This is a genomic window from Sandarakinorhabdus oryzae, assembly GCF_009733735.1.
GTDB classification, from domain to species: Bacteria; Pseudomonadota; Alphaproteobacteria; order Sphingomonadales; family Sphingomonadaceae; genus Sandarakinorhabdus; species Sandarakinorhabdus oryzae.
Genome location: NZ_WNJP01000029.1, coordinates 1 through 25197, shown reverse-complemented (window position 1 = coordinate 25197; position 25197 = coordinate 1). Strand labels below are relative to the sequence as shown.

Below are 25197 nucleotides of genomic sequence, written 5' to 3'. Positions count from 1 at the left end.
GCATAGGCGCCCAGTTGCCAGCGCCGGCCCAAGGCCCGCCGGTCAGCCTGCCACTGGCGGTTGTCGGGCTGCAGGCTCAGCGCCGCATCGAACAGCGCGGCGGCTTGCCGGCGCTCGCCACGGCGCAGCCGGTCATAGGCCTGGGCTGCGAGCGCAAAGGCCGGATCAGGGCGCGATTCGGTGGCGGCCGGTGGCGCGGCGGTGACCGCAGGTGGCGGGGTGGTGACCGCAAGTGACAAGGTGCTGGCCGCAACAGCCTGGCGGATCGGCGCCGCAGCCGGTACCAGCGGGAACGTTCTTGGCATGGCCGGCGCACGCAGTGGCGCGACGGCACGCAGCAGCGGGGGCACTGCCGGGACGGGCGCCGCCAGCACCGGCCCTGCCAACCGCACCGGATTCGCGTTGGCCAGCGCCGCCAGCGCCGCGACCTCGCGCTCCATGCCCGGCAGGCGCACCGCGATCCAGACGCTGGTCGCCACGCCCAGCCCGGCCAGTGCGCGCAGGGGGCGGCCAGGCCGGCTCATTGGGGAAACCGGTGGCTGGTCTTGTCCCAGGCCAGGGCGCGGCCGGAACGCAGGGCGGCGCGATAGCGGGAAAAGGCGCGCAGGGCGGCCATGGCGTTGACGAAATTGCCGACCAGCGCCCGCGGGGTGGCCAGCAGCGCTTCGGCAAAGCCCTGCACACGCAAGGTGAACAGCGCCCGCACCAGCAGCCGCCAGCACAACAGCGTCCAGTTGAGCCAGAGCAGCACCAGCGTCCAGCCGTGGGCCACCGCCGGCATCCGCGCCGCCGCCGGCAGCAATATCCGCAACAACGCATCCAGCCCGAGCAGCAGCGCCAGCCCATAGGCGACCAGGGTGAGCAGCGCCATCAACGGCGCCTTGCGATCGCGCAGCAGCATCCAGCGCTGCACCACCCCGCCGCGCCAGCCCAGCCGGTCCCACCCGGCCAGCGCAATGCCGGTGAGCCAACGCGTCTTCTGGCGCACGGCGCTTTCGAAATCGGCCGGAAAATGCTCGGCGGTGGCGACTGGGCCGCCTTCGGCCAGCGTCCACACCAGTGTCCCCCGCCCGCCCTGGGCTGCCACCGCCATGCCCAGCTCATAATCCTCGGTCAGGCTGCTGGCGTCGAACGGCAGGCCGCCACGCGCCTCCGCGATGCGGCCCAGCATGGCGCGATCAAAGGCGACGCCCACGCCCGCCGAGGGCATTGCCGCGCCCAGCCATTGCCGCACCGGCAGTTCCTTGGCGTGGGCTTCGGCAAATTCATCGATATAATGGCCGGATATCAGCGGACTGGCCGGATCGGGCAGTGGCAGCACCGGCAGCTGCACCATGGCATGGTTGGCGAGGTGCGCGGCAAACACCGCCAGTTCGGCGGGGTGCACGACATCCTCTGCATCATGGAGGATGATGGCATCGAAGGGCCGCCCGCTGCTGGCCTCTTCGGCCAGCACGGCGCGCCACAGGGTGTTGAGGCAATCGGCCTTGGTGGTCGGCCCCGGCAGCGGCCCGATGATGGCGCGCAGGCGCGGATCGGCCACCGCCGCCACCGCTGCCCGCGTGGCTGGATCGTTGGGATAAAGGCCGACGAACAGCACCAGTTCCGGTCCATCGAGCACGGCCAGGGTGCGGCGCAGCATGGTGCCGATCACCGCGGCCTCGTCCCACGCCGGGACGAGCAGGGCAAAGCGGGTGGCCGGCGGTGCCGCGGGCAAAGGCAACGGCCGGCGCCGGGCGCGCGGCATCAGCAGCCAGAGGATGTCGATGGCCAGATCATCGAGGCCATTGATCGCCACCAGCAGGGCAATCAGGAACAGGGATTCGGCCAGGGCGACGTGCCAGAGGGCCAGGAGTTCGGCCACGATCAGGGCCGGTGGGTCATCAGGGGGTGGATGCCCCGACCTGCACCATGACCTGCAGACGGGGAGGGCCGTTTGCAGAAGGGATTGGCAGGCCGGGGCATCCTCGACACGGAAGCGACGGGCGCAGGGTCAAAACGCCAATACAGTCTCCCGGTCGAAGTGGGGCAGCGGGAGCACGGGCTTGGGCATGGCCCAGGCGCCGCGCAGTCGCTGCAAGCTCGTTTCGTCAATCATGATCTGCAGGGCAGCCACCGCAGCATTGCCTTCGCCGTGCGGCAGGCCCAGCGGCTCGGCATCCCAGCCAATGCTGAGCAGACTGGGCAGCCATGCCATGTGGGTGACCATGGTGTAGCGGGCAATGCCGTGGCCCAGCCCATGTTCGAACAATGCGATGGACAGTTGCCGGCGCACCTGCAGCGCCTCGGCGCGCGACAGGCCGGGGCTGGTGACCAGCCGGGTGATTTCCCACACGTCGGGGCCAGTCGGCACGCCATCGAGGCAGAGGTGGGCAAACTTGTCGCGCAGCAGATGCGGACCGGTGGACGGCAGCAAGCGCACCGAACCCAGGTGGCGGTGGGTCGCCGACTGGTGCACGATCAGGTAGAGCGTGTCGTCCTGGTCATACTCGTCAAGCTCGTGCAGGCCATCGGGCGAGCGCAGGTCCCAGCCCATCCGGTCCATCAGCACGGTCTTGCGATCCTTCAGCATCGCCGAACGCAGCCGGGCATGGGCGCGCCCGCGGCTGCGCAGCGCGGCGGCCGGGCCGTGATCATCCGCCCACAGGCCGGGAATCGCCGTGATATCCTTGCTGCTGCCCGCCGTTGCCGTGCCGAACATGGGTCCATCTCCCCTTGGCTCAGGCTCCCCAATGGCGGCAGTTGACGCGGCTTCACCATATCCCTGAAAAGGGGCAATGACTTTGACCGGCGAAGCGCAGTATCTCTCCCTGATGGACCGCGTGTGGCGCGAAGGCGTGGCGCGCGGTGACCGCACCGGCACCGGCACGCGTGCCCTGTTTGGCGAGACGCTGAAGTTCGATCTGTCGGACGGCACGGTGCCGCTGCTCACCACCAAGCGGATCTTCTGGAAATCGGCGATCAAGGAGCTGATCTGGTTCCTGAACGGCGAATCCAACATCAGGCCGCTGGTCGAACAGGGCGTGCATATCTGGACCGACTGGCCGCTCGACAAATATCGCCGCGCGACGGGCGAACAGCTCAGCCGCGATGCGTTCGAGGCGCGGATCATCGCCGACGATGATTTCGCGGCGAAATGGGGCGATCTCGGCCCGGTCTATGGCGTGCAGTGGCGGCGCTGGCCGCGCTATGCCGCCAATGAAGACGGCAGTTTCCGCGCCGACACGCCTTATGATCAGATGACCGAGCTGGTGCATGGCCTGAAACACAACCCCGCCAGCCGCCGCCACATCTTCACCGGCTGGAATGTGCCCGAACTGCATCGCATGGCACTGCCGCCCTGCCATATGACCTATCAATATTTCGTCGCTGATGGGCGCCTGTCGGGCATCCTCTACCAACGCAGCTGCGATCTGGGGCTGGGCTTTCCGTTCAACATCTTCGAAGCGGCGGTGCTGATCCGCATGCTGGCGCAGCAGTGCGGTTATGAACCCGGCGAGCTGACGTGGATGGGGGCGGATTGCCACCTCTATCTCAACCACGAGCATCTGGTGACGGAGCAGCTTTCACGAGAGCCCCGCCCCTTCCCGCGGCTGGATTTCGCGCGGCGGCCGGAGGACCTGTTTTCGTATCGGCTGGAGGATTTCGTCATCGCCGGATACGAGCCGCACCCGCATATCGCCGCGCCGGTAGCGGTATGAGTCTCGACGTCACCCTGGTCGTCGCCCGCGCCCGCAACGGCGCGATCGGCAAGGATGGCACCATGCCCTGGCACCTGCCGGCGGACCTCAAGCGCTTCAAGGCGATCACCATCGGCAAGCCGGTGGTGATGGGCCGCAAGACCTTCGAGAGCATCGGCAAGCCTCTGCCCGGCCGCCACAATATCGTGCTCACGCGCCAGCCGGGCTGGTCGGCCGAAGGGGTGACCGTGGTGCCCAACCTGGCCGAAGCCATTGCCGCCGCCGGGCTTGATCCACGCGTGCGCGGCCACATCATGATCATTGGCGGGGCGGAGATTTACGCGCTCAGCGCGCCCATCGCGACGCGGGTGGAATTGACCGAAGTGGACGCCGAGCCGGAGGGCGACACCTTCCTTCCGGCCTTTGATCCGGCGCGCTGGCAGGAAGTGGCGCGCGAGACGCACGGTCCGGAGGGCGACCGGCCGGGCTTTGCCTTCATCACGCTGGAGCGACTGCCATGAGAAAGATCCTGTGGGGCACGGCGGCGCTGCTGGGACTGGCGGCGGTGGGCTTCTTCGGCTTTGCCCCCGGCATCGTCGAGCGCGGCATGAACAAGCATACCGGTGCGACCTGGCCGGTAAGCGCCGAGGCCAAGGCGCTGCACAAGACGCTGACCGTGATCGATCTGCACAGCGACACGCTGATGTGGCAGCGCGACCTGTTGTCGGAAACCAATCAGGGCCATGTGGACCTCAAGCGGCTGGAGGCCGGCAATGTCGCGCTGCAGGTCTTCTCCAGCGTGACCAAGACGCCGCGTGGGCAGAATTACGAGAAGAATTCGGGCGATACCGACAATATCACCCCGCTGGTGATCGCGCAGATGCAGCCGGTGCGCACTTGGGGCAGCCTGCTGGAACGCTCGCTCTGGCACGCCGAGAAGCTGCACGACGTGGAGAAGCGCGCCGGCGGACGGCTGAAGATCATCACCTCGCCGGCTGATCTGGCCGCGCTGCTGGCCGACAGGGCGGCGGGCAAAAAGGTGACCGGCGCGCTGCTCTCGACCGAGGGCGGACAGGATCTGGAAGGCCAGGTCGCCAACGTGAAGCGGCTGCACGATGCCGGCTTCCGCATGCTCAGCCTGGCGCATTTCTTCGATACCGATCTGGCCGGCTCGATGGCGGGTGAAAAGAAGGGCGGGCTCACTCCGCTCGGAGCTGCCGTGGTGCGCGAGGCCGAGCGGCTGGGCATGATCATCGATGTCGCCCATTCCAGCCCCGCCGCCTTTGCCGATGTGCTGAAGATCGCCACGCGGCCGGTGGTGGTGAGCCATGGCGGCGTGAAGGGCACCTGCGACACGCCGCGCAACCTGGATGACAACCAGCTCAAGGCGCTGGCGGCCAATGGCGGCGTGGTCGGCATCGGTTATTGGGATGCCGCCATCTGCCAGCCAACGCCGGAGGCGACGGCCAGAGCCATCCTGCACGCCGTGAAAGTGGCCGGCGTCGATCATGTCGGGCTGGGCAGCGATTATGATGGTGGCACCACCGTGGGTTTCGACACCGCACACCTCGATGTGGTGACCGACGCACTGCTGAAGGCCGGCATGAGCACTGATGATATCGCCAAGGTGGTGGGCGGCAATGCGGCACGGCTGCTTGCCGCCGGGCTTGCCCCCCGCTAAGCGCGCCACATGGACTTGATCACCGGGGGCGCCGCCCTGCCTGGCTCCTTGCGGGGCGGCATCGTGGCGCTGGGCAATTTCGATGGCTTCCACGCCGGCCACCAGGCCGTGGTCGGCGCCGCGCGTGACTGGGCGCGCAAACTGGGCCGGCCGGCGCTGGTGGCCAGTTTCGATCCGCACCCGGCGCGGCTGTTCCAGCCCGATGTGCCGCCCTTCGCGCTCTCCACCATTGGCCAGCGCGGCGAGTGGCTGGATGATTTCGGCATGGATGGCGCCGTGGTGATGCCCTTCACCCGCGACCTGGCGGCGCTGTCGGCCGAAGCGTTCGTGGAGGAATGGCTGGTGCAGCGGCTGGGCGTCGCGGGCGTGGTGACCGGCGGCGATTTCACTTTCGGGCGCGGGCGCAGTGGCAGCGTGACCGATCTGTCGCGGCTGGGGCTGGCCAATGGCTTTGCCGCCCGGGTGGTGGACGCGGTGCAGGACAGTGCGGGCACCATCAGCTCGACGCGAGTGCGCGCCCTGCTGCGCGATGCGCGGCCCGGCATGGCGGCAGAACTGCTGACGCGGCCGTTCACCATCCGTGGCACGGTGGAGCATGGCGCCAAGCTGGGGCGCACGCTGGGTTTCCCCACCGCCAACATGACGCTCGGCGATTATGTCCGCCCGGCCTATGGCGTCTATGCCGTGCATGTCGTGCTGCCCTCGGGCGAGCGGGTGGATGGCGTCGCCAATCTCGGCATCCGCCCGATGATCGAGCCGCCCATCGAGTTGCTCGAAACCTGGCTGATGGACTGGCAGGGCGACCTTTACGGCCAGACCCTGGATGTGCAGCTGGTCGCCTATCTCAGGCCCGAAATGAAGCTCGATGGGCTGGATGCGCTCAAGCGCCAGATCGCCGCCGATGCCGAAGCGGCGCGGCGAATGCTCAAGGGTGCGTGACAGCCGCGCCGGCTTCCCCTAAAGCCTCGCCCACCATGAGCGCGCCTGATTATCGCCCCACCGTCTTCCTGCCCAAGACCGACTTTCCCATGAAAGCCGGCCTGCCGGAGCGCGAGCCGCAGATTCTTGAGCGTTGGCAGCAGGCCGATCTCTATGCGCAGCTGCGCGCGGCACGGCAGGGCCGGGAAAAGTTCATCTATCACGACGGCCCGCCCTATGCGAACGGGGACATGCACATCGGCCACGCGCTGAACCATGTGCTGAAGGACGCCGTGGTGCGCACCCACTCGCTGCTCGGCAAGGATGTGCCCTATGTGCCCGGCTGGGATTGCCATGGCCTGCCCATCGAATGGAAGGTGGAAGAGGCCTATCGCGCCAAGAAGCAGAACAAGGACGAGGTGCCGGCGAAGGAATTTCGCGCCGAATGCCGCGCCTATGCCCAGCATTGGGTGAATGTGCAGAGCCAGCAGCTGCAGCGGTTGGGCATCAACGGGGACTGGAAAAAACCCTATCTCACCATGGACTTCGCGTCGGAAGCCACCATCGTTTCCGAACTGCTGAAGTTTGCCGAGTCTGGTCAGCTCTATCGCGGTGCCAAGCCGGTGATGTGGTCGCCGGTCGAAAAGACCGCGCTGGCCGATGCCGAGGTGGAATATCACGACATCACTAGCACCCAGATCGACGTGGCGTTCGAGATTGTGGAAGCGCCGAATGCGCCGGAACTGGTGGGGGCCCATGCCGTCATCTGGACGACGACGCCGTGGACCATTCCAGTGAACCAGGGCATCGCCTATGGGCCGGAAGTCGAGTATCTGCTCGTCCACGTCACTGAGCTTGATGGCTCGATCCGTCGCTATCTCGTTGCAGAACCGCTGGCCGTCGAGTTCTTCGGGCGTCTGCAACTGATGGAACGCGCACAGCGCGGGGAAATCAAACGCTTTGACTCAAGCGGGCCGGACTTCAAAGGCGCCAACCTCGCCGGCGCCATTGCCCGTCACCCGATGCACCATCTCGGCGGTTTCTTCGCCAATCCCCGCCCCTTCCTGCCCGGCGATTTCGTCACCACCGATCAGGGCACTGGCCTGGTCCACATGGCGCCGGATCATGGTGAGGATGATTTCGCGCTGTGCAAGGCGCATGGGATCAACCCCGTCTTTGCCGTGGAAGGTGATGGCCGTTACCGCGCCGATTGGCTGTGGCTGGGCGGCGAGAGCAAGAACGTCATCAACCCCACTCTCAACGCGCCGGATGGGCCGATCTGTAGCGACCTGAAGGCCGCGGGGGCGCTGCTGAGCGCCGGGCCGTTCTCGCACAGCTATCCGCATTCGTGGCGATCGAAGAAGAAGGTGATCTTCCGCTGCACGCCACAATGGTTTGTGCCGATGGATGCCGGTTCGCCCACCCTGCGCGAAAAGGCCATGGCGGCCATCGCTGCCACCCAGTTCACGCCGGACAAGGGCCGCAACCGCATCGGGTCGATGGTGGAAGGCCGCCCTGATTGGGTGCTCAGCCGCCAGCGCGCCTGGGGGGTGCCGATCACCTTGTTTGTTGATCGCAAGACCGGCGACTATCTGGTTGATAAGTCAATCAATCAGAAGATCGTCGAACGCTTCCGCGAACAGGGCGTCGATGCCTGGACGCCGGAATTTGCCGCCGAACTGCTGGGCGACCGGGTCGATCAGTATGAAATGATCACCGACATCCTGGACGTGTGGTTCGACAGCGGTTGCACCCATGTCTATGTGCTCGAATCCGGCCATTGGCCCGAATATCGCTGGCCGGCGGACCTGTATCTGGAAGGCAGTGACCAGCATCGCGGCTGGTTCCAATCGAGCCTGCTGCAAAGCTGCGCCACGCGCGGCCGGGCGCCCTACAACGCCATCCTCACCCACGGCTTCACCATGGATGCCAACGGGCGCAAGATGTCGAAGTCCGAAGGCAATACCATCAATCCGCTGGACGTCATGAAGACCTATGGCGCCGACATATTGCGGCTGTGGGCACTGTCGGTCGATTTCACCGAAGATCACCGCATCGGCGATGAGATCCTGAAGGGCGTCGCCGATCAATATCGCAAATTGCGTAACACTTTCCGTTATTTGCTCGGCGCTCTTGATGGCTGGAGTGAAGACGAGCGCCTGCCCGTCTCCGAGATGCCGGCGCTGGAACGCTGGGTGCTGAACCGCCTCGCCGTGCTGTCGGGCGAGCTGAAGGCGGCGGTGCTGGCCTATGACTTCAACCGCTATACCAGCCTGATCACCGGCTTCGTGCAGGATGATCTGTCGGCCTTCGCCATGGATGTGCGGAAAGACAGCCTCTATTGCGATGCGCCCACCGCCACCGCCCGCCGCGCCTGGCGGACGGTGCTGGACATCACATTCCACGCCCTCACCCGCTGGCTGGCGCCGGTGTTGGTGTTCACGGCCGAGGAAGTCTGGGGCACCCGCTATCCCGACGCCGGCAGCGTGCACCTGCTGGAATGGCCGGAGATCGACGCGGGCTGGCAGGACGAGACGTTGGCGCATCAGTTCATCCTGGCCCGCAAGCTCCGTGAGGAAGCCTATCTGAAGCTTGAGGAAATGCGCCGCGCCAAGGAGATCGGCAGCTTCCTGGAAGCCGTTGTCACCATCGAGACCACCAATGAAGACCGGTTCGTGGCGATGCAGGCGCTCGATCTGACCGAGCTGCTCCTGGTATCGCGCGTCACCCTGGTGAAGGGCGCGAGCGAGGCGCTGACCGTCGGCAAGTCCGACGACGCCAAGTGCGCACGCTGCTGGCGCTTCCTGCCGGTGAACCCCGAAACCGAGCTGTGCGGGCGCTGCACCGACGTGGTCGGCGAAATGGTCCACGATGCGTAACCGCGGCTATCTCCTCGCACTCATCGTGCTGATCCTTGACCAGATCAGCAAATATTGGGTGCTGGAGGTGATCCACCTGCCCATGCGCGGCGGCATCGATGTGTGGCCTTTCTTCCGCCTCACCTTCGTCGGCAATGTCGGCGTGTCGATGGGGTTGTTGCAGGCCGGCTCCGATCTCGGCCGCTGGCTGCTGACCGCCGTCACCGGCGCAATCGCCATTGCGGTGGCGCTGTGGCTGCGGCGCGAGACCAACCGCATCGACATCGCGGCGCTGGGGCTGGTGCTGGGCGGCGCGATGGGCAATATCCTTGATCGCATCCGCTTCGGCTATGTCGTCGATTTCCTGCATTTCTTCTGGGAGCAATACAGCTTCTGGGTCTTCAATCTGGCCGATGCCGCGATTACACTGGGTGTGATATTGTTGCTGGGCCGGGCCGTTCTGGCCAAGCCATCCGATCGCCAAGGGGAAACCAAAGATGCGTAACCTGCTGATCCTGACCGCACTTGGCCTCGCCCTGACCGGTTGCGCCGGCAGGGGCAAACTCTCGGCGCGCGGCCCCGATGAACTGTCGATCGCCCGCGGCGCGCCGTTGGTGGTGCCGCCCGATTTCGCGCTGGCGCCGCCCAAGCCGGGGGCGCCGCGCGCCATGGGTGTCGATGCCCAGGCCGCCGCGATGGAGGCACTGTTTGGTCCCGGCGTGAAGCCGCCGCCGAAGAGTGCCGCCGAACAGCAGTTGCTCGATCGCGCCGGCGCCAACACGCCTGATCCCGCCACGCGCAGCCAGGCCGGCGATCCGCGCACCAGCGCGGTGAACAAGGGCGTGTTCCTGCAGGAAATCCTCGCTGCGCCGGTGGGTGCGCGCGATGCCAAGGTGGCCGATCTGCGGGTGCCGGGCTGAGGGGATAGGGGTGTCCGGGGCGGGCGCCAGCCGCCCCCCGACGGCGACACCACAGCCCCGGACACGTGCCTGGAAACCGGAGCTGCCCGCTGCCGGCATTTCCCGCACGCCCAAGCGCGATGTGTGACAGCGCCAAGCGATTCGAGTCATCTAGGGGAAATCCCCTAATCGGCTTGATTTCCGGGCGCGGGGCCGGGCAAATGGCGCCATGACGATACGCGAAGCGACAGGCGGCTGCCACTGCGGCAAGGTGCGGTTCCGGGTACGGTTTGCCGATCCGCCGGAACTGCTCGACTGCAATTGCTCGATCTGCGCCAAGACCGGCTTTCTGCACCTGATCGTCACCGCGGCCGATTTCACCCTGGAAAGCGGCGCCGACGCGCTGACCGATTATCGCTGGGGCAGCGGCACCGCGCGCCACCTGTTCTGCAGCACCTGCGGCATCAAGAGCTTCTATGTGCCGCGCACCCACCCCGATGGCTATTCGGTGCACTGGCGGGCGCTGGAGGGCGTGGACGACGTGGTGCCCCTGATCACGCCCTTCGATGGGCGGCAGTGGGAAAAGGCCAACAGCGCGTTGGGTTAGCGCGACTTTTCGTGACGTCGAACGGGCTTCGGGCAACCCTCTGGCCCGGCAAAGCCGTGCCGACGGCTTGCCCAGACCCGCCGGCCGAGCGGGCGCGAGTCCGCCCGTAACGCCAAGGCGTTACGGGCTGGCCGCGCTACCGCACTGCCCCCGGTGCAGCAGCATCGCATCGGCCAGCACCAGCGCCACCATCGCCTCCAGCACCGGTGCGGCGCGGATGCCGACGCAGGGATCATGGCGGCCCTTGGTGACGATTTCGGCGGCCTGGCCGTCGCGGGTGATGGTTTCCACTGGCGTGAGGATGGAACTGGTGGGTTTCAGCGCCATACGCACCACGATCGGCTGGCCGGTGGAGATGCCGCCGGCGATGCCGCCGGCGTGATTGGAGAGGAAAGCGGGGCCGTCCTCACCAGGCCGCATGCGGTCAGCATTTTCCTCGCCGCGCAGGCGAGCCGCAGCGAAACCGTCGCCGATCTCAACGGCCTTCACCGCATTGATGCTCATCGCGGCGTTGGCGAGCTGGGCGTCGAGCTTGTGATAGAGCGGGCTGCCCCAGCCGGCCGGCACGCCGGTGGCCACACACTCGACGATGGCGCCCAATGACGAACCGGATTTGCGGGCGGCATAGAGATGCTCTTCCCACACGGCGGCGGTCACCGCATCGGGGCACCAGAAGGGATTGCGCGCGATCTCGGCCAGGTCAAAGCGGCTGCGATCGATGGCGACGCCACCGATTTCAACCAGATAGGCGGTGATGGCGACGTTCGGGATGATTTTCCGCGCCACCGCGCCCGCCGCCACCCGCGACGCCGTCTCGCGCGCCGACGAACGCCCGCCACCGCGCGGATCGCGCAGGCCATATTTGGCGTCATAGGCATAATCGGCGTGGCCCGGCCGATATTTGGCGGCAACGTCCGAATAATCCTTGGAGCGCTGGTCGACATTCTCGATCATCAGGCTGATCGGCGTGCCGGTGGTCTGGCCTTCATAGACGCCTGACAGGATGCGGACCTGGTCCGGCTCCTGGCGCTGGGTGGTGAATTTCGACTGGCCGGGCCGGCGCTTGTCGAGGAAAGGCTGGATATCGGCTTCAGAGAGAGCCAGCCCTGGAGGGCAGCCGTCCACCACGGCGCCGATTGCCGGCCCGTGGCTTTCGCCCCAGGTGGTGAAGCGCAGCAGATGTCCGAAGCTGTTGAGACTCATGCGGCCGTGAACTCGATGCGATTGCCGAACGGATCAGCGCTGAAGAAACGGGCGTGGCCCAGGGCGGGCTTCTCATCCTGCACGCTGAAGCCGGCCTGCGCCAGTGCCGCGCGCAGGCGGTCGAGGTTGGCGACGCGCAAGGCGACATGGGCTTTCCGGGCCGGGCGGAAATCGGCCTCCACACCCACATGCAGCTGCGCGCCGGCCAGCTGAAACCAGCAGCCGCCACGAGCGGCCAGTTCGGCGGGTTTGGGCAGTTCCGGCAAGCCGATCAGTTCACCGAAGAAATGCCGCGCCGCCGCCTCGCCACCGGCCGGCATGGCGATCTGGACATGATCGATGGCCGGCAGCGCTGCGCTCATTTTTCGAGGCCGATGTCCGGCGCATCCTCCGCCTTCATGCCGATGACGTTGTAACCGGCATCGACATGGTGGATCTCGCCGGTGACGCCGCTGGCCAGATCGGAAAGGAGATAGAGGCCGGCGCCGCCGACATCCTCGATGGTGACATTGCGGCGCAGCGGGCTGTTATACTCGTTCCACTTCATGATGTAGCGGAAATCGCCGATGCCGCTGGCGGCCAGGGTCTTGATCGGGCCGGCGGAGATGGCGTTGATGCGCACATTCTGCGGGCCGAGATCCATGGCCAGATATTTGACGCTGGTTTCCAGCGCGGCCTTGGCGACGCCCATCACGTTGTAATGCGGGATGACCTTTTCGGCGCCATAGTAGGACAGGGTGAGCATCGAACCGCCGTTGGGCATCATCGCGGCGGCGCGCTGGGCAACGGCGGTGAAGCTGTAAACCGAGACGTTCATGGTCAGCAGGAAATTGTCGAGGCTGGTATCGACATAGCGGCCGCGCAGCTCGTTCTTGTCGGAAAAGCCGATGGCGTGGACGAGGAAATCGATGGTCGGCCATTCCGCTCCAAGCGCGGCGAAACAGGCGTCCATGCTGTCGACCGACGACACGTCGCATTCGAACAGGCGGGCGACGCCCAGCATTTCGGCCAGCGGGCGCACGCGCTTTTCCATCATCGGGCCCTGATAGGAAAAGGCGAGTTCGGCGCCCTGTTCGGCCAGCGCCTTGGCAATGCCCCAGGCCAGGCTCTTGTCGTTGGCCAGGCCCATGATGAGGCCGCGCTTGCCGGTCATGATTCCCATGAAATTCTCCTTGAAGCGCGCCTTAGCGACCAATTGCGGCAAATTCCAGCCGGGCGCGGCCAACAGCGGCATTCAATTGGGCGCCAAGCACCAGGCCAAGGCCAATGATGTAGAAATAGAGCAAGGCGATGATCACGCCGGCAAGGCTGCCGTAGGTGAGCGCATAATTGTTGAACAGGGTGAGCGCGTGCGGCAGGGCGAGCGTGGTCGCCGTCCACGCCAGCGCCGTGACCAGCGCGCCGGGCCAGCAGGGCGCGACGCGAAACAGGCGCGGGCAGAGCAGCGAGAACAGCGCCCACAGCGCCAGGAACAGCAGCCCGGCCGGCACGATGCGTTGCAGGCCCAGTGCCGGGAAGACTTCGGCGGCCATCGGCATGAGGCGAAACACGAAGGTTTCGGCACCCGTCACCAGCACCTGCGCGGCAAAGGCGAGCAGCAGGATGATGACCAGGCCCAGCACCTCGGCAATGCCGATCAGCCGCCAGCGCCAGAATGGCAATTCAGATGGCGTGTCATAAGCTTGCTGAACGATGGTCCTGAGCGTCACCAGCACGCCCGAGGTGGTCCACAGCGCCACCAGCAGACCGAAGGTGACGACCCCGCCGGTGGCCGGCGCGGCCAGCACGTCGCGGATGGCAGGTGCCACGATATCCTCCACCCCTTGCGGCAGCGCATCGAGGAAGCTGTTGACCGCCGCCATGCCGTCGCGGGTGCGGCCGAGCCGGCCGGCGATCGAGGCGATCAGGATGACAAAGGGGAAGAGCGTGACGAGGCTGAGATAGGCGAGATTGCCAGCGTGGGTGAAGCCGTGCTGGAAGGTGCCGCTGGCGGTATCGACGATGATCCGGCGCAGCGGGAGCGGTCTGGACACCAATCCGGCCCCTGTCAGCCGAGCAGATTGGCGCGGATATCGCGGGGATCGACGAAGCTCTGGACGAAATCCTTCAGGCCTTCGTGATCGGGCGGAATGTCGATCTGAACCGTCACCAGGAGGTCGCCGCGAGTGGCGTCGAGCTTGCGGAAGCCCCTGCCCTTCAACCGGAACATCTTGCCCGACGGCGTGCCAGGCGGGATGGAAAGCGACACCGCGCCCTCCGGCGTCGGCATGCGCACCTTGGCGCCCAGCACGGCTTCATCCAGCTTGATCGGCAAGGTGAGCAGCACGTCGTCGCCCTCGCGGGTGAAGGCGCGGTGGGGGGCGATCTCGATGGTGACGATGGCATCGCCATTGCCGCCGGGGCCGGGCTCACCCTTGCCGGCGAGACGCACCTGCTTGCCGGATTCCAGGCCGGCGGGCAGCTTGATCTCGATGGTCTGGCCCGATCGCAGGGTGACGCGCTGCGGCGTCAGCGCCACGGCATCGACGAAGGGCACGGTCAGGCGATAGGCAACATCGGGGCCGCGCACCTGGGTGCGAAAACCGCGGCTGCCCGTGCTGCCGCCGAACGGGCTGCGGCCGCCGAACAGCTCGGCAAACAGATCATCGGCGGCCCCGGCGAAATCGGCACCGCCGCCGCGCCCGCTGCTGCCGAAATCGCGCGGGTTGAAGCCGCTGTCACCGCGGAAACCGCCGCCGGCAAAGGGATTGATCGGCTGGCCATCGGGGCCGATTTCGCCCCGGTCAAACTGGCCGCGCTTGGCGCTGTCCGACAGCAGCTCATAGGCCAGATTGGCCTCCTTGAAGCGCTCGAGCGCCTTGGGATCATCGGCATTGCGATCAGGGTGATTGTCCTTGGCGAGCTTGCGGAATGCCTTCTTGATGTCGGCATCCGTGGCCGACCGCGGCACACCCAGAACGCTGTAGGGATCTCGCATTGTCATTCCGTTGTTGATCTGCCCTGCAGATGCGCAGCGGCTGCCCCATTTGCAAGACCATAGCGACCACAGGCGGCACTGGCCAGCATTGCAGCCCTGCGCCAAATACGGATTCATAATGAAGCGCCTGATTCGCCCGCTCGCCCTGATCGCTTTGCTCGCCGCTCAGCCCGCGCTGGCCTGGGGTGATTATGCCCATCGTCTCACCGCCCGTATTGCCGCGGCACAATTGACCTCGCAGGCGCGCGGCGAGCTTCGACGCTTGCTGCGCGCCGCGCCCCGGCTCGGCACGCCGAGTTGCCCGCTGAACAGCCTGGAGGATGCCTCGGTATGGCCGGATTGCGTGCGCGCCCTGCCCGATGGCCGCTTCGGCTATACGGCGCCCTGGCATTATCAGAACATCAGCGTGTGCGGCGATTTCGACGTGGGCGCCAAGTGCCCGAACGGCGATTGCGTGACGGTGCAGGTGGCGCGGCAGCAGGCGCTGCTCGCCGATCGTGCCCGCCCGGCGGCGGAGCGGCTTCAAGCGCTGGCCTTCCTGGTGCATTTCACCGGCGACATGCACCAGCCGCTGCACATCGGCGACAAGGGTGATCGCGGCGGCAACGATGTGAAGGCGGCCTTCGGCTTCAAGGCGACGCAATTTATGAACCTGCACAGGGTGTGGGATTCGGATCTTGCCGAACGCGCGCTGACAGAGCCGCCGGCGATCACGCCCTTCAGCATCACCCCCGCCCAGCGCCGGCAATGGACCCGCAGCCCGGCTGCTACCCGCATCGCCGACTGGGCGCGCGCCGGCTGGCAGATCTCGCGTGATCTTGCCTATGGCGGCCTGCCGGACGTGCCTGATGCCTGCACCGTGACGGGTGCCGGCCGTGTGGCCATGATCACCCCGGCCTATGTCAGCGCCGCGACGCCGGCGGTGCGCGGACAGGTCGGCCGGGCCGGCACCCGCATCGCGCAACTGCTCAACGAAGCGCTGGCCACGCCTGTGTCCACACGATAGGCTGTCGGCCATGAACCTCGACGACGAGAACGAGAGCAGCAACATCATCGATCGGCGCGGCGAAAGCGGCGGTGGCGGCGGCGGGTTCCGGCTGCCCATCGGCGGCGGCAAGCTCGGGATCGGCGGCATGCTCGTGGTGGGCGTCATCGCCCTGCTGCTCGGCCAGAATCCGCTGGAGATGATTGGCGCGGTGAGCGGTTCCGGCGTTGGCGGCCCCGGCGTGGGCCAGCCACAGGCCGACGCCCCGGCAGCACCGGCGGCGCTGACCGGCGAGCACGACAAGTTCATCGCCAAGGTGCTGGGCAGCACCGAGCGCACCTGGAGTGCGGTGTTCAAGGACCAGGTGGGTGAGCCCTATCCACAGCCCAAGCTGGTGCTGTTCAGCGAAGCGGTGAGCAGCGGCTGCGGCCCGGCCAACAGCGGCATGGGGCCCTTCTATTGCCCGGCCGATCGCGACGTCTATCTGGATGCCAGCTTCTTCGAGGAATTGTCGCGCCGCTTCGGCGCCCCCGGTGATTTCGCCGCCGCCTATGTGATCGCGCACGAGGTCGGCCATCATGTGCAGACCGTGCTCGGCATTTCCGATCAGGTGCAGAAGGCGCGGGCGGGCGGTGACGAGGTGCGCAGCAACGCATTGTCGGTGCGGCAAGAACTGCAGGCGGACTGTTTTGCCGGGGTGTGGGCCTTCCACAACCGCGACCTCTTGGAAGCCGGCGACATCGAGGAAGGCCTGCGCGCCGCCCAGGCCATCGGTGACGACACGCTGCAGCGCCAGGCCGGGCGCGGCGTGAACCCGGAAAGCTTCACCCACGGCAGTTCGGCGCAGCGCATGCGCTGGCTGCAGCGCGGGCTGGAAAATGGCCAGATGAGCGCCTGCGACACGTTCAAGGCGCGCACGCTTTAGATCACCCCAAATGAGTTTGGGGTGGATTTTGTTCAGCCCTTGCGATCCGTGATGGTGATCCGCCCGCGTGCGGTGCCGGCCTGACCGTCTTCCACGGCAATCACCATCGCGTCGCCATCCTCGGTGGTGCCGGTCAGCGTGTTGCCGCTGCGGCTGGGGGTGCGGCCCTGGTCACTGAGCTTGCCGGCATACCAGTCCGCCACCTGCGCGGCACTGCCCGGCGCCGTGAAGCCGAGCACGACGACGCCCTTGCCGTCGCCATCCTTGCCGCTGGCCTGCACGTTGACGCTGGTCAGCTTGGCGCCCGGATAGCGGCCCAGCCCGTCGAGATCGAACTTGGCATCGGATTCCAGCCCCGCCGGCAGGTTGACGGTGCCGCCAATGCCGCCCGGCAGCTTGAGCTCGACGCGGCCCTTTTCCATGTCGGCCTGGATGTTCACCCCGGCGTCGGCAATGCCGGCGGCACCCTTGTCGCCTTCCCATTCGGCATCGACAGTGACGCCCTGCACGGTCTTGGCGGATTCCACCTCGTCCTTGCGGTTGGCGTTGCAGGCCGCGACGGCGGCGCCGCACAGCAGGATGGCAAGCAGGGCATTTTTCATCGGAACGGGCTCCAGTGTGTTGCCATTACAATACAGCAGCAGGCGCTGCTGATCAATGGCCCTTGCGCGGCACCAGATGCAGCGCCCCCGCGATGATCGCGCCCAGCGCCAGCCCGAACAGGCCAGAGCCAGCCGCCTCCACCGCCCAGGTCGCCGCTCCGCCGGCGCCTTCCACCATGTGCATGGCGCTGTGCAGCAGGTCGTGCGGCAGGGTGACGCCCAGCTTGTTCAGGCCATCGACCAGGATATGCCCGCCCACCCACAGCATCGCGGCCAGGCCGACACCGGCCAGCAACTGCAGGAACGGCGGCATGCCGGTAACCAGGCCGCGACCCAGCGCCGCCACCGCGCCGCTTTTCTGCCGCGCCAGATAGACGCCCAGATCATCCGCCTTCACGATCATCGCCACCGCGCCATAGACCAGCCCAGTGATGCCCAGCGCCACCACCACCAGCGCGGCGGCCTGTTCGCCGATCGGCCGTTCCTCGACGCTGCCCAGCGCGATCGCCATGATTTCGGCCGACAGGATCAGGTCGGTGCGGATGGCGCCGGCAACCAGCGTGCGTTCCCTGTCGGCCGGCGCAATCGCTGCATCTTCCAGGGCGGCTTCGTCTTCTGGCGTGAGCTTTTCCCACAATTTTTCCGCGCCTTCAAAACACAGGAAGGCGCCACCCAGCATCAGCAGCGGCGTGATGGCGACAGGCAGGAAATAGGACAGGGCGAGGGCGCCGGGCAGCAGGAACACCAGTTTGTTCTTCAGGCTGCCGCGCGCGATCTTGGCGACGATGGGGATTTCGCGATCGGCCGAGAAGCCGACGACATAGCGCGGGGTGACGGCGGCATCATCGACCACCACGCCGGCCGCCTTGGCCGAGGCCTTGGCAGCAGCGGCGGCCGTGTCGTCAAGGCTGGCAGCCGCCACCTTGGCAATGGCCGCCACATCATCGAGCAGTGCGAACAATCCGCTGGCCACCTGGTGTCACCCTCCGAAAATCGCGGCAATCCGCCGTTCAGCGCCGATCCCGCACGGCCAGAGCGATGGCCGCAAGCACGCCCAGCCCCAGCCCCGCCAGCAGGCCAAGCGACGGCTGGTGTGCCAGCACGCCGAAAACAGCGCCCAGCACCAGGCCAAGGGCGATGAAAATGCCGCCCCCCCGCTGGGGCGGACGCGTGAAGGGAATGCCAGGTTCAGCCATGAACCGCCCCATGCACGAGACAGACGGTTGTGGCCAGAGCCAAGCGCTGCTGTGCCGCGCCTTGCGCTGACCGGGCCATGGGGTAAACCAGTGGTCGTGCCCCGGTTCCTGCCCATCCTGCTTGCCCTGACGGCAGCTGCCGCTCGCGCGCAGGCGCAGCCGGTGCCGCCAGCGCCAGCCCCGGCTGAGCCAGCGGTGGCCGAACCGGCCATACCGGGGCCGGAATCCCCCCTCCCCGATCTGCCCGGCGGCGAGGCGGTGGCCTGGCCTGATGTCGAATCGACCACCGGCGGCGAAGTGGCCGCGCCCGATGCCGCCATTCGGTATCGGGTGGAGGTGTCGGGCCTGGCGGAACTTGGCCTTGAGGATGAATTCCGCGGCCTGTCGTCACTGTGGCTGCACCGCGGGGAGGAGACAAATCTGGCCCAGCTCGGCCGCCGCATTGCCGAGGATCGCGATCTCACCGAGTTGCTGCTGCGCTCCATCGGCCATTATGGCAGCCAGGCCCGCATCACCATCGTGCCCGGTGCCGCCGGACAGCCCAGCCTGATCCGCGTCGCTGCCAAGCCCGGGCCGGTCTATAATTTCAAGGAGATCACCATCACGGCGCCGCCGGGGGCACTGGGGCCCGATCCGTCGCGCATCGTCAGCCGCCTGCTGCCGATCCGGGTGGGCGACGCGGTGGAAGCCGCGCGCGTGCAATCGGCGCAGGATGGCCTGCCGATCCGCCTCGCCGACGCCGGCTATCCATTCGCGCGCATCGCCCCGCCCGACATCACGATTGATCATGCCACCCGCGATGCCGTTCTGCTGCAAAGCGTCGATCTGGGCCGGCGCGGCGTGTTCGGCGCCATCCACATTGATGATGGCGTGAAGGGCATGGACGACAAGCACGTGTCTCTGCTCGCCCGCTTCAAGCCCGGCGACCGCTACAGCAACGCCGGTCGCGAGGATCTGCGCCGGGCCCTGGTGCAAACCGGCCTGTTCGGCGCGGTGGCCATCAAGCCGGGCGAAGGCGCCGTGCGTGATGATGGCACCCAGACGGTGGATCTGGTCATCACCAGTGAGCCGGCGCCGATGCGCACCATCGCACTGTCGGGTGGTTTTTCGACCGGCCAGGGCGTTCGGCTGGAAGGCAGCTGGTCGCACCGCAACCTGTTCCCGCCGGAAGGCGCCTTCACCGCCCGCGCCGTCGCCGCCCAGCGCGAGCAGGTGGCGCAGGTGGAGCTCAGGAAGCGCAATTTCGGCCAGCGCGACCGGCAACTACTGGTCACCGGTGGCTTCTCCTCCAGCCAGCAATTCGCCTTTGCCGCCGAAACGCTGGGCGTGTCGGCGGCGCTGGCGCGCGAGAGCAACATCATCTGGCAGAAGGACTGGACGTGGAGTGTCGGCGCTCAGGCGCTGATCACCAGCCAGCGCGACCGTTCCGCCACCGGCGATCCGCGCCGCACCTTCACCGTGCTGGCCTTTCCGTCCAGCGTGACCTGGGACCGATCGGACGACCTGCTCAACCCATCGCGCGGCTTCCGGCTGACCGGGCGTTTGAGCCCGGAATTCACGCTGCGGAACCAGAGCAATTTCAATTACCTGAAGGCCCAGTTCGAAGCCACCGCCTACAAACCGATCGGCGACAGCCTGGTGCTGGCCGGGCGCTTCCACATCGGCAGCATCGTTGGTGCCAGCCGCGGCGTGATCGCGCCGGATCGCCGCTTCTATGCCGGTGGCGGCGGTTCGGTGCGCGGCTATGTGTTTCAGGGCGTCGGCCCGCGCAATGCCGACAATGTGCCGACCGGCGGCAACAGCCTGACCGAGCTGGCAGTGGAGGCGCGCTATCGCTTCCAGGCCTTCGGGCAGGACCTGGGGATTGTCGCCTTTGTCGATGCCGGTGAAGTGTCCACCGGCACCACGCCGTCGTTTGACCGGCTGTCCCTGGGGGCCGGCATCGGCGCGCGCTTCTATACCGGCTTCGGCCCGGTGCGCGTCGATATCGCGACGCCGGTCAACCCGCAGGCGGGGGACCCGAAACTGGTCTTCTACGTCTCGATCGGGCAGGCGTTTTGATGAAGGGCTGGCGCATCCTGGCCGTCACGCTGCTGACGATGCTGCTGGTGATCGTCGCCCTGCCCTTCGCGCTCGACAGCCAGACCGGCCGGGACTGGGCGGCGCGCCAGATCGGCAGCTACCGGCTGGCCAACGGCATTTCGCTGCATGTCGCGCGCATCGAGGGCAGCCTGTGGGGCACGGCGACGCTGCGCGGCGTGGAACTGCATGATCAGGATGGTCGCTTTGCCGCTGCGCCGGCCGTTGCCCTGGACTGGACGCCGCTGGCCCTGCTCTCCAACCGCTTCGAAGCCGCCGTGCTCGACATTCCGGCCGCCACGCTGGACCGGTTGCCGCACCTCAAGCCTGTCGCCGATCCGCGCATCCTGCCCGATATCGACATCAGGATCGCCCGCGCCCGGCTGGGCCGGCTGGTGATCGCACCCGGCATCGCCGGTCCACGCCGCGAACTGGCGGCCAGTGGCCGGCTCGATCTCCACGCCGGGCGGGCGCTGGTCGATCTTGATGCCAAGGCAAGCGCGGGCGACCTGCTGGCGCTGCATCTCGATGCCGAGCCCGACCGCGACCGCTTTGCGCTTGAGGCCAGGCTGGACGCGCCGAAGGGCGGGCTCGTCACCAACCTCGTGGGACTGGCCCAGCCATTGACCGCCACCGCCACCGGCAAGGGCCGCTGGCTCCTCTGGCAGGGCCAGTTGCAGGCCCGGCTGGGGCCGGCGCCGCTGGCGGACCTTGCGCTGGCCGGCAACGCTGGCCGGCTGAGCGCCAAGGGCCAGATCGACCCGGTGCCGCTGCTCGCCGGGTTTGCCAGGGACGCGCTGGCGGGTGGGCTGGCGCTGGATGCCGCCGCCGTGCCGGATGGCGACCTCACCCGGCTGACCCTATCGCTTGACGGCCGGCAGCTGACCGGGCGGCTGACCGGCCGGCTTGACCGCGCCGCCGAACGCTGGACTGACGCTGACGCGCGGCTGGTGCTGGCCGATGGCAGCCAGCTGGCCAAAGGCTGGGGGGTGAGCGGCGGCGTGGTGACGGCGCGGCTGGCCGGGCCGTGGCTGGCGCCGCTGATCGATGCGCGCCTGATGGCGCGGCAACTGGCCCTGCCCGGCGCGATGACGCTGAATGGCGTGTCGGTCGCCGGGATCGCCAATCTCAACGAAACCATGTCGGCACCGCTGGTGGCCAATGTCGCCAGCATCAGTGGCCTGCCCGCCACGCTGGCCCCGCTGGCCGGCAAGTGGCGCGGCGAAGGCCGCATCGCCTTTGCGCGCGGCGAACTGAAGGGCCAGAATTTTTCCTTGCGCAGCGGGCCGCTCACCGCCGGCATCGGCTTCAGCTGGGCGCCGGCGCGGGCGGCCTGGGGCATGACCATCAACGCCATTGTGCGCGGCTGGGCACTGCCGCAACTGGGCAGCAGCGATGCCAGCGTCCGCGCCAGCCTGAAGCCCGGCCCAGCCAGCAGCATCGCCGGCAGCGGCGATTTCCGCGCCAGCGCCGCGCGTCCGCCGGCCAGTGGGCTCACCAGGCTGACCGGCGGCGGCCTCGGCCTCTCCGGCCGCTTTGCCCTGCTGCCGGGGCTGGCGGTCAGCCTCTCGGATCTCGTGCTCACCAGCCCCAGGCTCAGCGCCAGCGGCCGCGCCAGCTGGAGCAGCGCCCGCTTCACCCTGGCAAGCGCCGGCAAGAGTCTGGATTGGGGCCCGTTCACGCTGGACGGGGAAGGCACGCCGGCGGCGCCGCACTTCATGGCCAAGCTGGCCCGCCCCGGCTATGGCCTCACAGCCGTTGCCGCCCGCATCGATCCGGCAGGCGACGGCTGGCGGATCGTGGGGGATGCGCAATCCGGGCTGGGGCCGGTCACGCTGGCCGCCGGCATTGGCCTGTCGCCCGTCGTGCGGCTGGACATCGACCGGCTAGAAGTTGCCGGCTTTGTCGCCACCGGCCGGCTGGACCAGTCAGCGGCCGGGCCGTTCGCCGGCACACTCGATCTGGCCGGCAAGGGCCTCACCGGCAGTGCCCGCCTGTCGGCCGCCGGCGCAATGCAGGTCGCCGATCTCAGCCTGGCCGGCGACACGCTCAGCCTGCCGTTCACCACGCCTGTCACCATCGATCGGCTGCGGCTGGCAGCCAAGCTAAGGCTGCCGGAGAGCGGCCCCGATATCAGCGCCGATCTCGATCTGGCCGGGCTGGAGCGCGGCAATCTGGTGGTCGAACAGGCGAAGGGCAAATTGCAGATGGCGGCCGGCAAGGGCGATGCCAGCCTGACCCTGTCCGGCAACAGCGGTGAGGCGTTCAATTTGGCCTTCACCGCTGATATCGCGCCCGATCGCTGGCAGATTGCGGGTGGCGGCGATTATGATGGCCGTGCCGCCAAATTGTCAGGGCCGGCCGTGATCACCCACAACGACGCCGGATGGCACCTCGCCCCGGTCACGCTGACCAGCGCGCTCGGCAATGCCGAAGTTGCGGGCGACTGGGGCGACACGAAGCGATTGAATGCCCGGCTCGACAAGGTGTCGTTGCAGATGCTGGGCCTTGCCTATCCGACGCTGAATCTCGCCGGGCGGGTGTCGGGCACCATCGCGCTGGCGCAGAGCGGCGATGCATCGCCCACCGGCACGGCAGCGCTGCGCCTCAACGGCCTGTCGCGCAGCAACATCACCTCCACGTCAACGCCCATCGATGTCGGCCTCAACGCCGCCCTGGGCAGCGGCGGCACGGTGATGCGCGCCGTGATCGTGCGCGCCGGCAAGATCGAGGGCCGCGCCCAGGCTCGCCTTGGGCCGCTGCCGGCGAGCGAGGACGGGCTGGTTGACCGCCTGTTCGATTCCAGCGTCGCCGGCCAGTTGCGTTATGCCGGGCCGGCGCAGGATCTGTGGGGCCTGTCGGGGCTGACCGCGCTCGATGTGCGCGGCGATGTGCAAGTCGCGGCCGACGTGTCGGGCACGCTGGGCGATCCCAAGGTGGCCGGCGTGATCCGCGGCCAGGGCGGCCGGGTGGAAGCACCGTTGTTGGGCGCAGTGGCCACCAATGTCAGCCTTGATGCCCGTTTCACCGCTTCGCAGCTGGAACTGACGCGCTTTTCCGGCAAATCCGGCCAGGGCAGCATCACCGGCGCTGGCGCCATCGATTTGAGCTATGAGCGCAGCTTCCCGATGGATATCCGCATGGTCGCCACCAACGCCGCGCTGCTGGGCCGCGACGACATCTCGGCCACCGGCAGCGGCAATATCCGGGTCGCGACCGACGAGTATGGCGGCGTCGTTTCTGGCAGCCTCACCCTGTCGCGCGCCGATTATCGCGTCGGCCGCACGGCAGTGGCCGATGTGCCGGTGCTGCAGGTGACCGAGAAGAACACCCGCGTGCTCGGCCGGCGCACACTCAATTATGTCGCGCCCACACGCTGGCTGTTCAATCTCTCCATCAAGTCCGATCGCGGCCTGATGGTGACCGGGATGGGCATCAAATCGGAATGGCAGGCTGACGTGAAGCTGCGCGGCGGCGCCACCAGCCCGGAACTCTTTGGCCGGGTGCAGCTTGTGCGCGGCGATTATGATTTTGCCGGCAAGCGCTTCCAGCTGACGCGCGGCGACATCCGCTTTGTCGGCGGCTATCCGCCCGATCCGATCATCAACGTGACGGCGGAAAACAGCGGCAGTGGCTTCACGGCTTTCCTGAACGTCGACGGCACGGCACAGAAACCGCAGATCAAGTTCAGCTCGGTGCCATCCCTGCCCGAAGATGAGGTGTTGTCGCGCGTGCTGTTCGGCAGCCGTGTGACTGATCTGTCGGCGCCGGAGGCCATCCAGCTGGCCGGCGCGCTCACCAGCTTGCGCGGCGGCGGCTTTAACCCGATCGGCGCTGTCGGCAAGGGGTTGGGCATTGATCGGCTGCGCATCCTGCCGGCCGACGTCGTGACCGGCCGGCGCACCACTGTCGCGGCCGGGCAGTACGTGGGCCGCAATGTCTATGTGGAGCTAGCCACCGACGCCGCCGGCTACAACGCCACCAGCATCGAGATCGGCCTGACCCGCACACTGTCGGTCTTGAGCCAGGTGGCGACACTGGGCGGGACCTCGGCCAGTGTGCGCTGGAAGAAAGATTATTGAGGGCGGTTCAGCGCCCGATCAACGCCTGCGCCGTCCGGTCCGCCACCACGTCGGTGGGCAGCCCGCTGGCATCGGCGTCGGCGAACAGGGTCGCCAGGCGCGGCCCGATGGCGTCCACCTGGGCGTTGACCTCATCGAGCGTGATCGCCTCGCCATGAGTGCGGGCGAGATATTCGGCGACCACCGAGATGATGCCGCCGGCATTGATGACATAATCGGGGGTGTAGAGGATGCCGCGCGCCGCCAGCCGGGCGCCGTCTTCTGGCGTGGCGAGCTGGTTGTTGGCGGCGCCGGCAACCACCGCGACATCAAGCGCGTCGATGCTGGACTGGTCGAGGATGGCGCCAAGCGCGTTGGGGCTGAACACATCAGCCTTCACGCCCATGATGGCATCAACCGCGACATGGCTGGCGCCCAGTTCGGCGGCCAGCGCGGCAGCGCGGGCGGCATCGACATCGGCGATGGTGAGGCGCGCGCCTTCGGCTGCCAGCGCCCGGGCCAGCGC

At 67.5% G+C, this 25197-nt stretch carries 22 protein-coding genes and 2 pseudogenes; 12 read left to right on the top strand and 12 right to left on the bottom strand.

The window, feature by feature from the left end:
• The 3 genes and pseudogenes from GJ693_RS04935 to GJ693_RS04925 all read right to left on the bottom strand — a co-directional run.
• Positions 1 to 524: pseudogene (locus tag GJ693_RS04935) on the bottom strand (hypothetical protein); the annotation flags it as partial.
• Positions 521 to 1864, bottom strand: coding sequence for a glycosyl transferase family protein (locus GJ693_RS04930; protein ID WP_235902641.1), 1344 nt, complete (start codon positions 1862 to 1864; stop codon positions 521 to 523). The pseudogene GJ693_RS04935 and the gene GJ693_RS04930, both read right to left, overlap by 4 nt.
• 129 nt (positions 1865 to 1993) lie before the next feature.
• A complete protein-coding gene (locus GJ693_RS04925; protein WP_156255218.1) occupies positions 1994 to 2701 on the bottom strand; it encodes an acyl-homoserine-lactone synthase in 708 nt (235 codons plus the stop codon).
• Between the two features lie 76 nt (positions 2702 to 2777).
• On the opposite strand from GJ693_RS04925, the gene thyA reads away from it, so the two are divergent.
• The 8 genes from thyA to GJ693_RS04885 all read left to right on the top strand — a co-directional run bounded on the left by thyA (position 2778) and on the right by GJ693_RS04885 (position 10643).
• Positions 2778 to 3701: a thymidylate synthase gene (gene thyA, locus GJ693_RS04920; protein WP_156255217.1), complete on the top strand. Its 924-nt coding sequence runs from the start codon at positions 2778 to 2780 to the stop codon at positions 3699 to 3701.
• Positions 3698 to 4201 (top strand): dihydrofolate reductase, encoded by a 504-nt coding sequence (locus GJ693_RS04915; RefSeq protein WP_156255216.1) that lies wholly within the window; start codon positions 3698 to 3700, stop codon positions 4199 to 4201. The genes thyA and GJ693_RS04915 overlap by 4 nt, the downstream gene beginning before the upstream one ends.
• Entirely contained in the window at positions 4198 to 5361 is a 1164-nt protein-coding gene (locus GJ693_RS04910; protein WP_156255215.1) for a dipeptidase, read from the top strand. The genes GJ693_RS04915 and GJ693_RS04910 overlap by 4 nt, the downstream gene beginning before the upstream one ends.
• A 9-nt stretch (positions 5362 to 5370) precedes the next feature.
• Positions 5371 to 6300 (top strand): bifunctional riboflavin kinase/FAD synthetase, encoded by a 930-nt coding sequence (locus GJ693_RS04905; protein WP_156255214.1) that lies wholly within the window; start codon positions 5371 to 5373, stop codon positions 6298 to 6300.
• A 35-nt stretch (positions 6301 to 6335) separates the two neighbouring features.
• Positions 6336 to 9158 (top strand): isoleucine--tRNA ligase, encoded by a 2823-nt coding sequence (gene ileS, locus GJ693_RS04900; protein ID WP_156255213.1) that lies wholly within the window; start codon positions 6336 to 6338, stop codon positions 9156 to 9158.
• Entirely contained in the window at positions 9151 to 9642 is a 492-nt protein-coding gene (gene lspA / locus GJ693_RS04895) for a signal peptidase II (RefSeq protein ID WP_156255212.1), read from the top strand. The genes ileS and lspA overlap by 8 nt, the downstream gene beginning before the upstream one ends.
• Entirely contained in the window at positions 9635 to 10057 is a 423-nt protein-coding gene (locus GJ693_RS04890; protein ID WP_156255211.1) for a DUF3035 domain-containing protein, read from the top strand. The genes lspA and GJ693_RS04890 overlap by 8 nt, the downstream gene beginning before the upstream one ends.
• A gap of 208 nt (positions 10058 to 10265) precedes the next feature.
• The gene (locus GJ693_RS04885; RefSeq protein ID WP_156255210.1) at positions 10266 to 10643 is read left to right on the top strand and encodes a GFA family protein; all 378 of its coding nucleotides are present in this window, start codon (positions 10266 to 10268) and stop codon (positions 10641 to 10643) included.
• 120 nt (positions 10644 to 10763) lie between these two features.
• Here GJ693_RS04885 and aroC read toward each other — a convergent pair whose 3' ends face one another.
• From aroC to GJ693_RS04860, 5 genes are read right to left on the bottom strand one after another with little or no spacing between them, the layout of a single operon-like run.
• Positions 10764 to 11846 (bottom strand): chorismate synthase, encoded by a 1083-nt coding sequence (aroC, locus tag GJ693_RS04880; RefSeq protein ID WP_156255209.1) that lies wholly within the window; start codon positions 11844 to 11846, stop codon positions 10764 to 10766.
• Positions 11843 to 12208 (bottom strand): VOC family protein, encoded by a 366-nt coding sequence (locus tag GJ693_RS04875; protein WP_156255208.1) that lies wholly within the window; start codon positions 12206 to 12208, stop codon positions 11843 to 11845. Before GJ693_RS04875 ends, aroC begins: the two co-directional genes overlap by 4 nt.
• A complete protein-coding gene (fabI, locus tag GJ693_RS04870) occupies positions 12205 to 13008 on the bottom strand; it encodes an enoyl-ACP reductase FabI (RefSeq protein WP_156255207.1) in 804 nt (267 codons plus the stop codon). The genes GJ693_RS04875 and fabI overlap by 4 nt, the downstream gene beginning before the upstream one ends.
• 22 nt (positions 13009 to 13030) lie before the next feature.
• Positions 13031 to 13879 carry a YihY/virulence factor BrkB family protein gene (locus tag GJ693_RS04865; protein WP_197041969.1) on the bottom strand — a complete coding sequence of 283 codons (849 nt, stop codon included), beginning with the start codon at positions 13877 to 13879 and terminating at the stop codon, positions 13031 to 13033.
• A gap of 14 nt (positions 13880 to 13893) precedes the next feature.
• The gene (locus GJ693_RS04860; protein ID WP_156255205.1) at positions 13894 to 14823 is read right to left on the bottom strand and encodes a DnaJ C-terminal domain-containing protein; all 930 of its coding nucleotides are present in this window, start codon (positions 14821 to 14823) and stop codon (positions 13894 to 13896) included.
• A gap of 118 nt (positions 14824 to 14941) precedes the next feature.
• Here GJ693_RS04860 and GJ693_RS04855 point away from each other — a divergent pair, with 118 nt between their 5' ends.
• Together GJ693_RS04855 and ypfJ are read left to right on the top strand one after the other, a co-directional pair.
• Positions 14942 to 15829, top strand: a complete 888-nt coding sequence (locus tag GJ693_RS04855) for a S1/P1 nuclease (protein WP_156255204.1) — start codon at positions 14942 to 14944, stop codon at positions 15827 to 15829.
• Between the two features lie 10 nt (positions 15830 to 15839).
• On the top strand, positions 15840 to 16733 hold the full coding sequence (ypfJ, locus tag GJ693_RS04850) for a KPN_02809 family neutral zinc metallopeptidase (protein WP_156255203.1): 894 nt from the start codon (positions 15840 to 15842) through the stop codon (positions 16731 to 16733).
• A gap of 32 nt (positions 16734 to 16765) precedes the next feature.
• On the opposite strand, the gene GJ693_RS04845 is transcribed toward ypfJ, so the two are convergent.
• The 3 genes from GJ693_RS04845 to GJ693_RS04835 are packed head-to-tail and all read right to left on the bottom strand — an operon-like array spanning position 16766 to position 18531.
• Complete coding sequence (locus GJ693_RS04845; protein WP_156255202.1) at positions 16766 to 17335, bottom strand: hypothetical protein; 570 nt, start codon at positions 17333 to 17335, stop codon at positions 16766 to 16768.
• A gap of 52 nt (positions 17336 to 17387) precedes the next feature.
• The gene (locus tag GJ693_RS04840; RefSeq protein WP_197041968.1) at positions 17388 to 18308 is read right to left on the bottom strand and encodes a DUF808 domain-containing protein; all 921 of its coding nucleotides are present in this window, start codon (positions 18306 to 18308) and stop codon (positions 17388 to 17390) included.
• 37 nt (positions 18309 to 18345) lie between these two features.
• A complete protein-coding gene (locus tag GJ693_RS04835; RefSeq protein ID WP_156255201.1) occupies positions 18346 to 18531 on the bottom strand; it encodes a hypothetical protein in 186 nt (61 codons plus the stop codon).
• Positions 18532 to 18621: 90 nt separating this feature from the next.
• On the opposite strand from GJ693_RS04835, the gene GJ693_RS04830 reads away from it, so the two are divergent.
• On the top strand, positions 18622 to 20592 hold the full coding sequence (locus GJ693_RS04830; protein ID WP_156255200.1) for an autotransporter assembly complex protein TamA: 1971 nt from the start codon (positions 18622 to 18624) through the stop codon (positions 20590 to 20592).
• Positions 20592 to 24692, top strand: a complete 4101-nt coding sequence (locus GJ693_RS04825; RefSeq protein WP_156255199.1) for a translocation/assembly module TamB domain-containing protein — start codon at positions 20592 to 20594, stop codon at positions 24690 to 24692. Before GJ693_RS04830 ends, GJ693_RS04825 begins: the two co-directional genes overlap by 1 nt.
• 7 nt (positions 24693 to 24699) lie before the next feature.
• Here GJ693_RS04825 and GJ693_RS04820 read toward each other — a convergent pair.
• A pseudogene (locus GJ693_RS04820) lies at positions 24700 to 25197 on the bottom strand (amino acid dehydrogenase); the annotation flags it as partial.

Bases quoted from the DNA above. Each gene is read 5' to 3' on its own strand.
- ileS (WP_156255213.1), top strand. From the start codon at position 6,336: ATGAGCGCGCCTGATTATCGCCCCACCGTCTTCCTGCCCAAGACCGAC.
- GJ693_RS04905 (WP_156255214.1), top strand. From the start codon at position 5,371: ATGGACTTGATCACCGGGGGCGCCGCCCTGCCTGGCTCCTTGCGGGGC.
- GJ693_RS04825 (WP_156255199.1), top strand. From the start codon at position 20,592: ATGAAGGGCTGGCGCATCCTGGCCGTCACGCTGCTGACGATGCTGCTG.
- fabI (WP_156255207.1), bottom strand. From the start codon at position 13,008: ATGGGAATCATGACCGGCAAGCGCGGCCTCATCATGGGCCTGGCCAAC.
- GJ693_RS04855 (WP_156255204.1), top strand. From the start codon at position 14,942: ATGAAGCGCCTGATTCGCCCGCTCGCCCTGATCGCTTTGCTCGCCGCT.
- aroC (WP_156255209.1), bottom strand. From the start codon at position 11,846: ATGAGTCTCAACAGCTTCGGACATCTGCTGCGCTTCACCACCTGGGGC.
- GJ693_RS04875 (WP_156255208.1), bottom strand. From the start codon at position 12,208: ATGAGCGCAGCGCTGCCGGCCATCGATCATGTCCAGATCGCCATGCCG.
- GJ693_RS04845 (WP_156255202.1), bottom strand. From the start codon at position 17,335: ATGAAAAATGCCCTGCTTGCCATCCTGCTGTGCGGCGCCGCCGTCGCG.
- GJ693_RS04890 (WP_156255211.1), top strand. From the start codon at position 9,635: ATGCGTAACCTGCTGATCCTGACCGCACTTGGCCTCGCCCTGACCGGT.
- ypfJ (WP_156255203.1), top strand. From the start codon at position 15,840: ATGAACCTCGACGACGAGAACGAGAGCAGCAACATCATCGATCGGCGC.
- GJ693_RS04910 (WP_156255215.1), top strand. From the start codon at position 4,198: ATGAGAAAGATCCTGTGGGGCACGGCGGCGCTGCTGGGACTGGCGGCG.
- lspA (WP_156255212.1), top strand. From the start codon at position 9,151: ATGCGTAACCGCGGCTATCTCCTCGCACTCATCGTGCTGATCCTTGAC.
- GJ693_RS04835 (WP_156255201.1), bottom strand. From the start codon at position 18,531: ATGGCTGAACCTGGCATTCCCTTCACGCGTCCGCCCCAGCGGGGGGGC.
- GJ693_RS04925 (WP_156255218.1), bottom strand. From the start codon at position 2,701: ATGTTCGGCACGGCAACGGCGGGCAGCAGCAAGGATATCACGGCGATT.
- thyA (WP_156255217.1), top strand. From the start codon at position 2,778: ATGACTTTGACCGGCGAAGCGCAGTATCTCTCCCTGATGGACCGCGTG.
- GJ693_RS04915 (WP_156255216.1), top strand. From the start codon at position 3,698: ATGAGTCTCGACGTCACCCTGGTCGTCGCCCGCGCCCGCAACGGCGCG.
- GJ693_RS04885 (WP_156255210.1), top strand. From the start codon at position 10,266: ATGACGATACGCGAAGCGACAGGCGGCTGCCACTGCGGCAAGGTGCGG.
- GJ693_RS04860 (WP_156255205.1), bottom strand. From the start codon at position 14,823: ATGCGAGATCCCTACAGCGTTCTGGGTGTGCCGCGGTCGGCCACGGAT.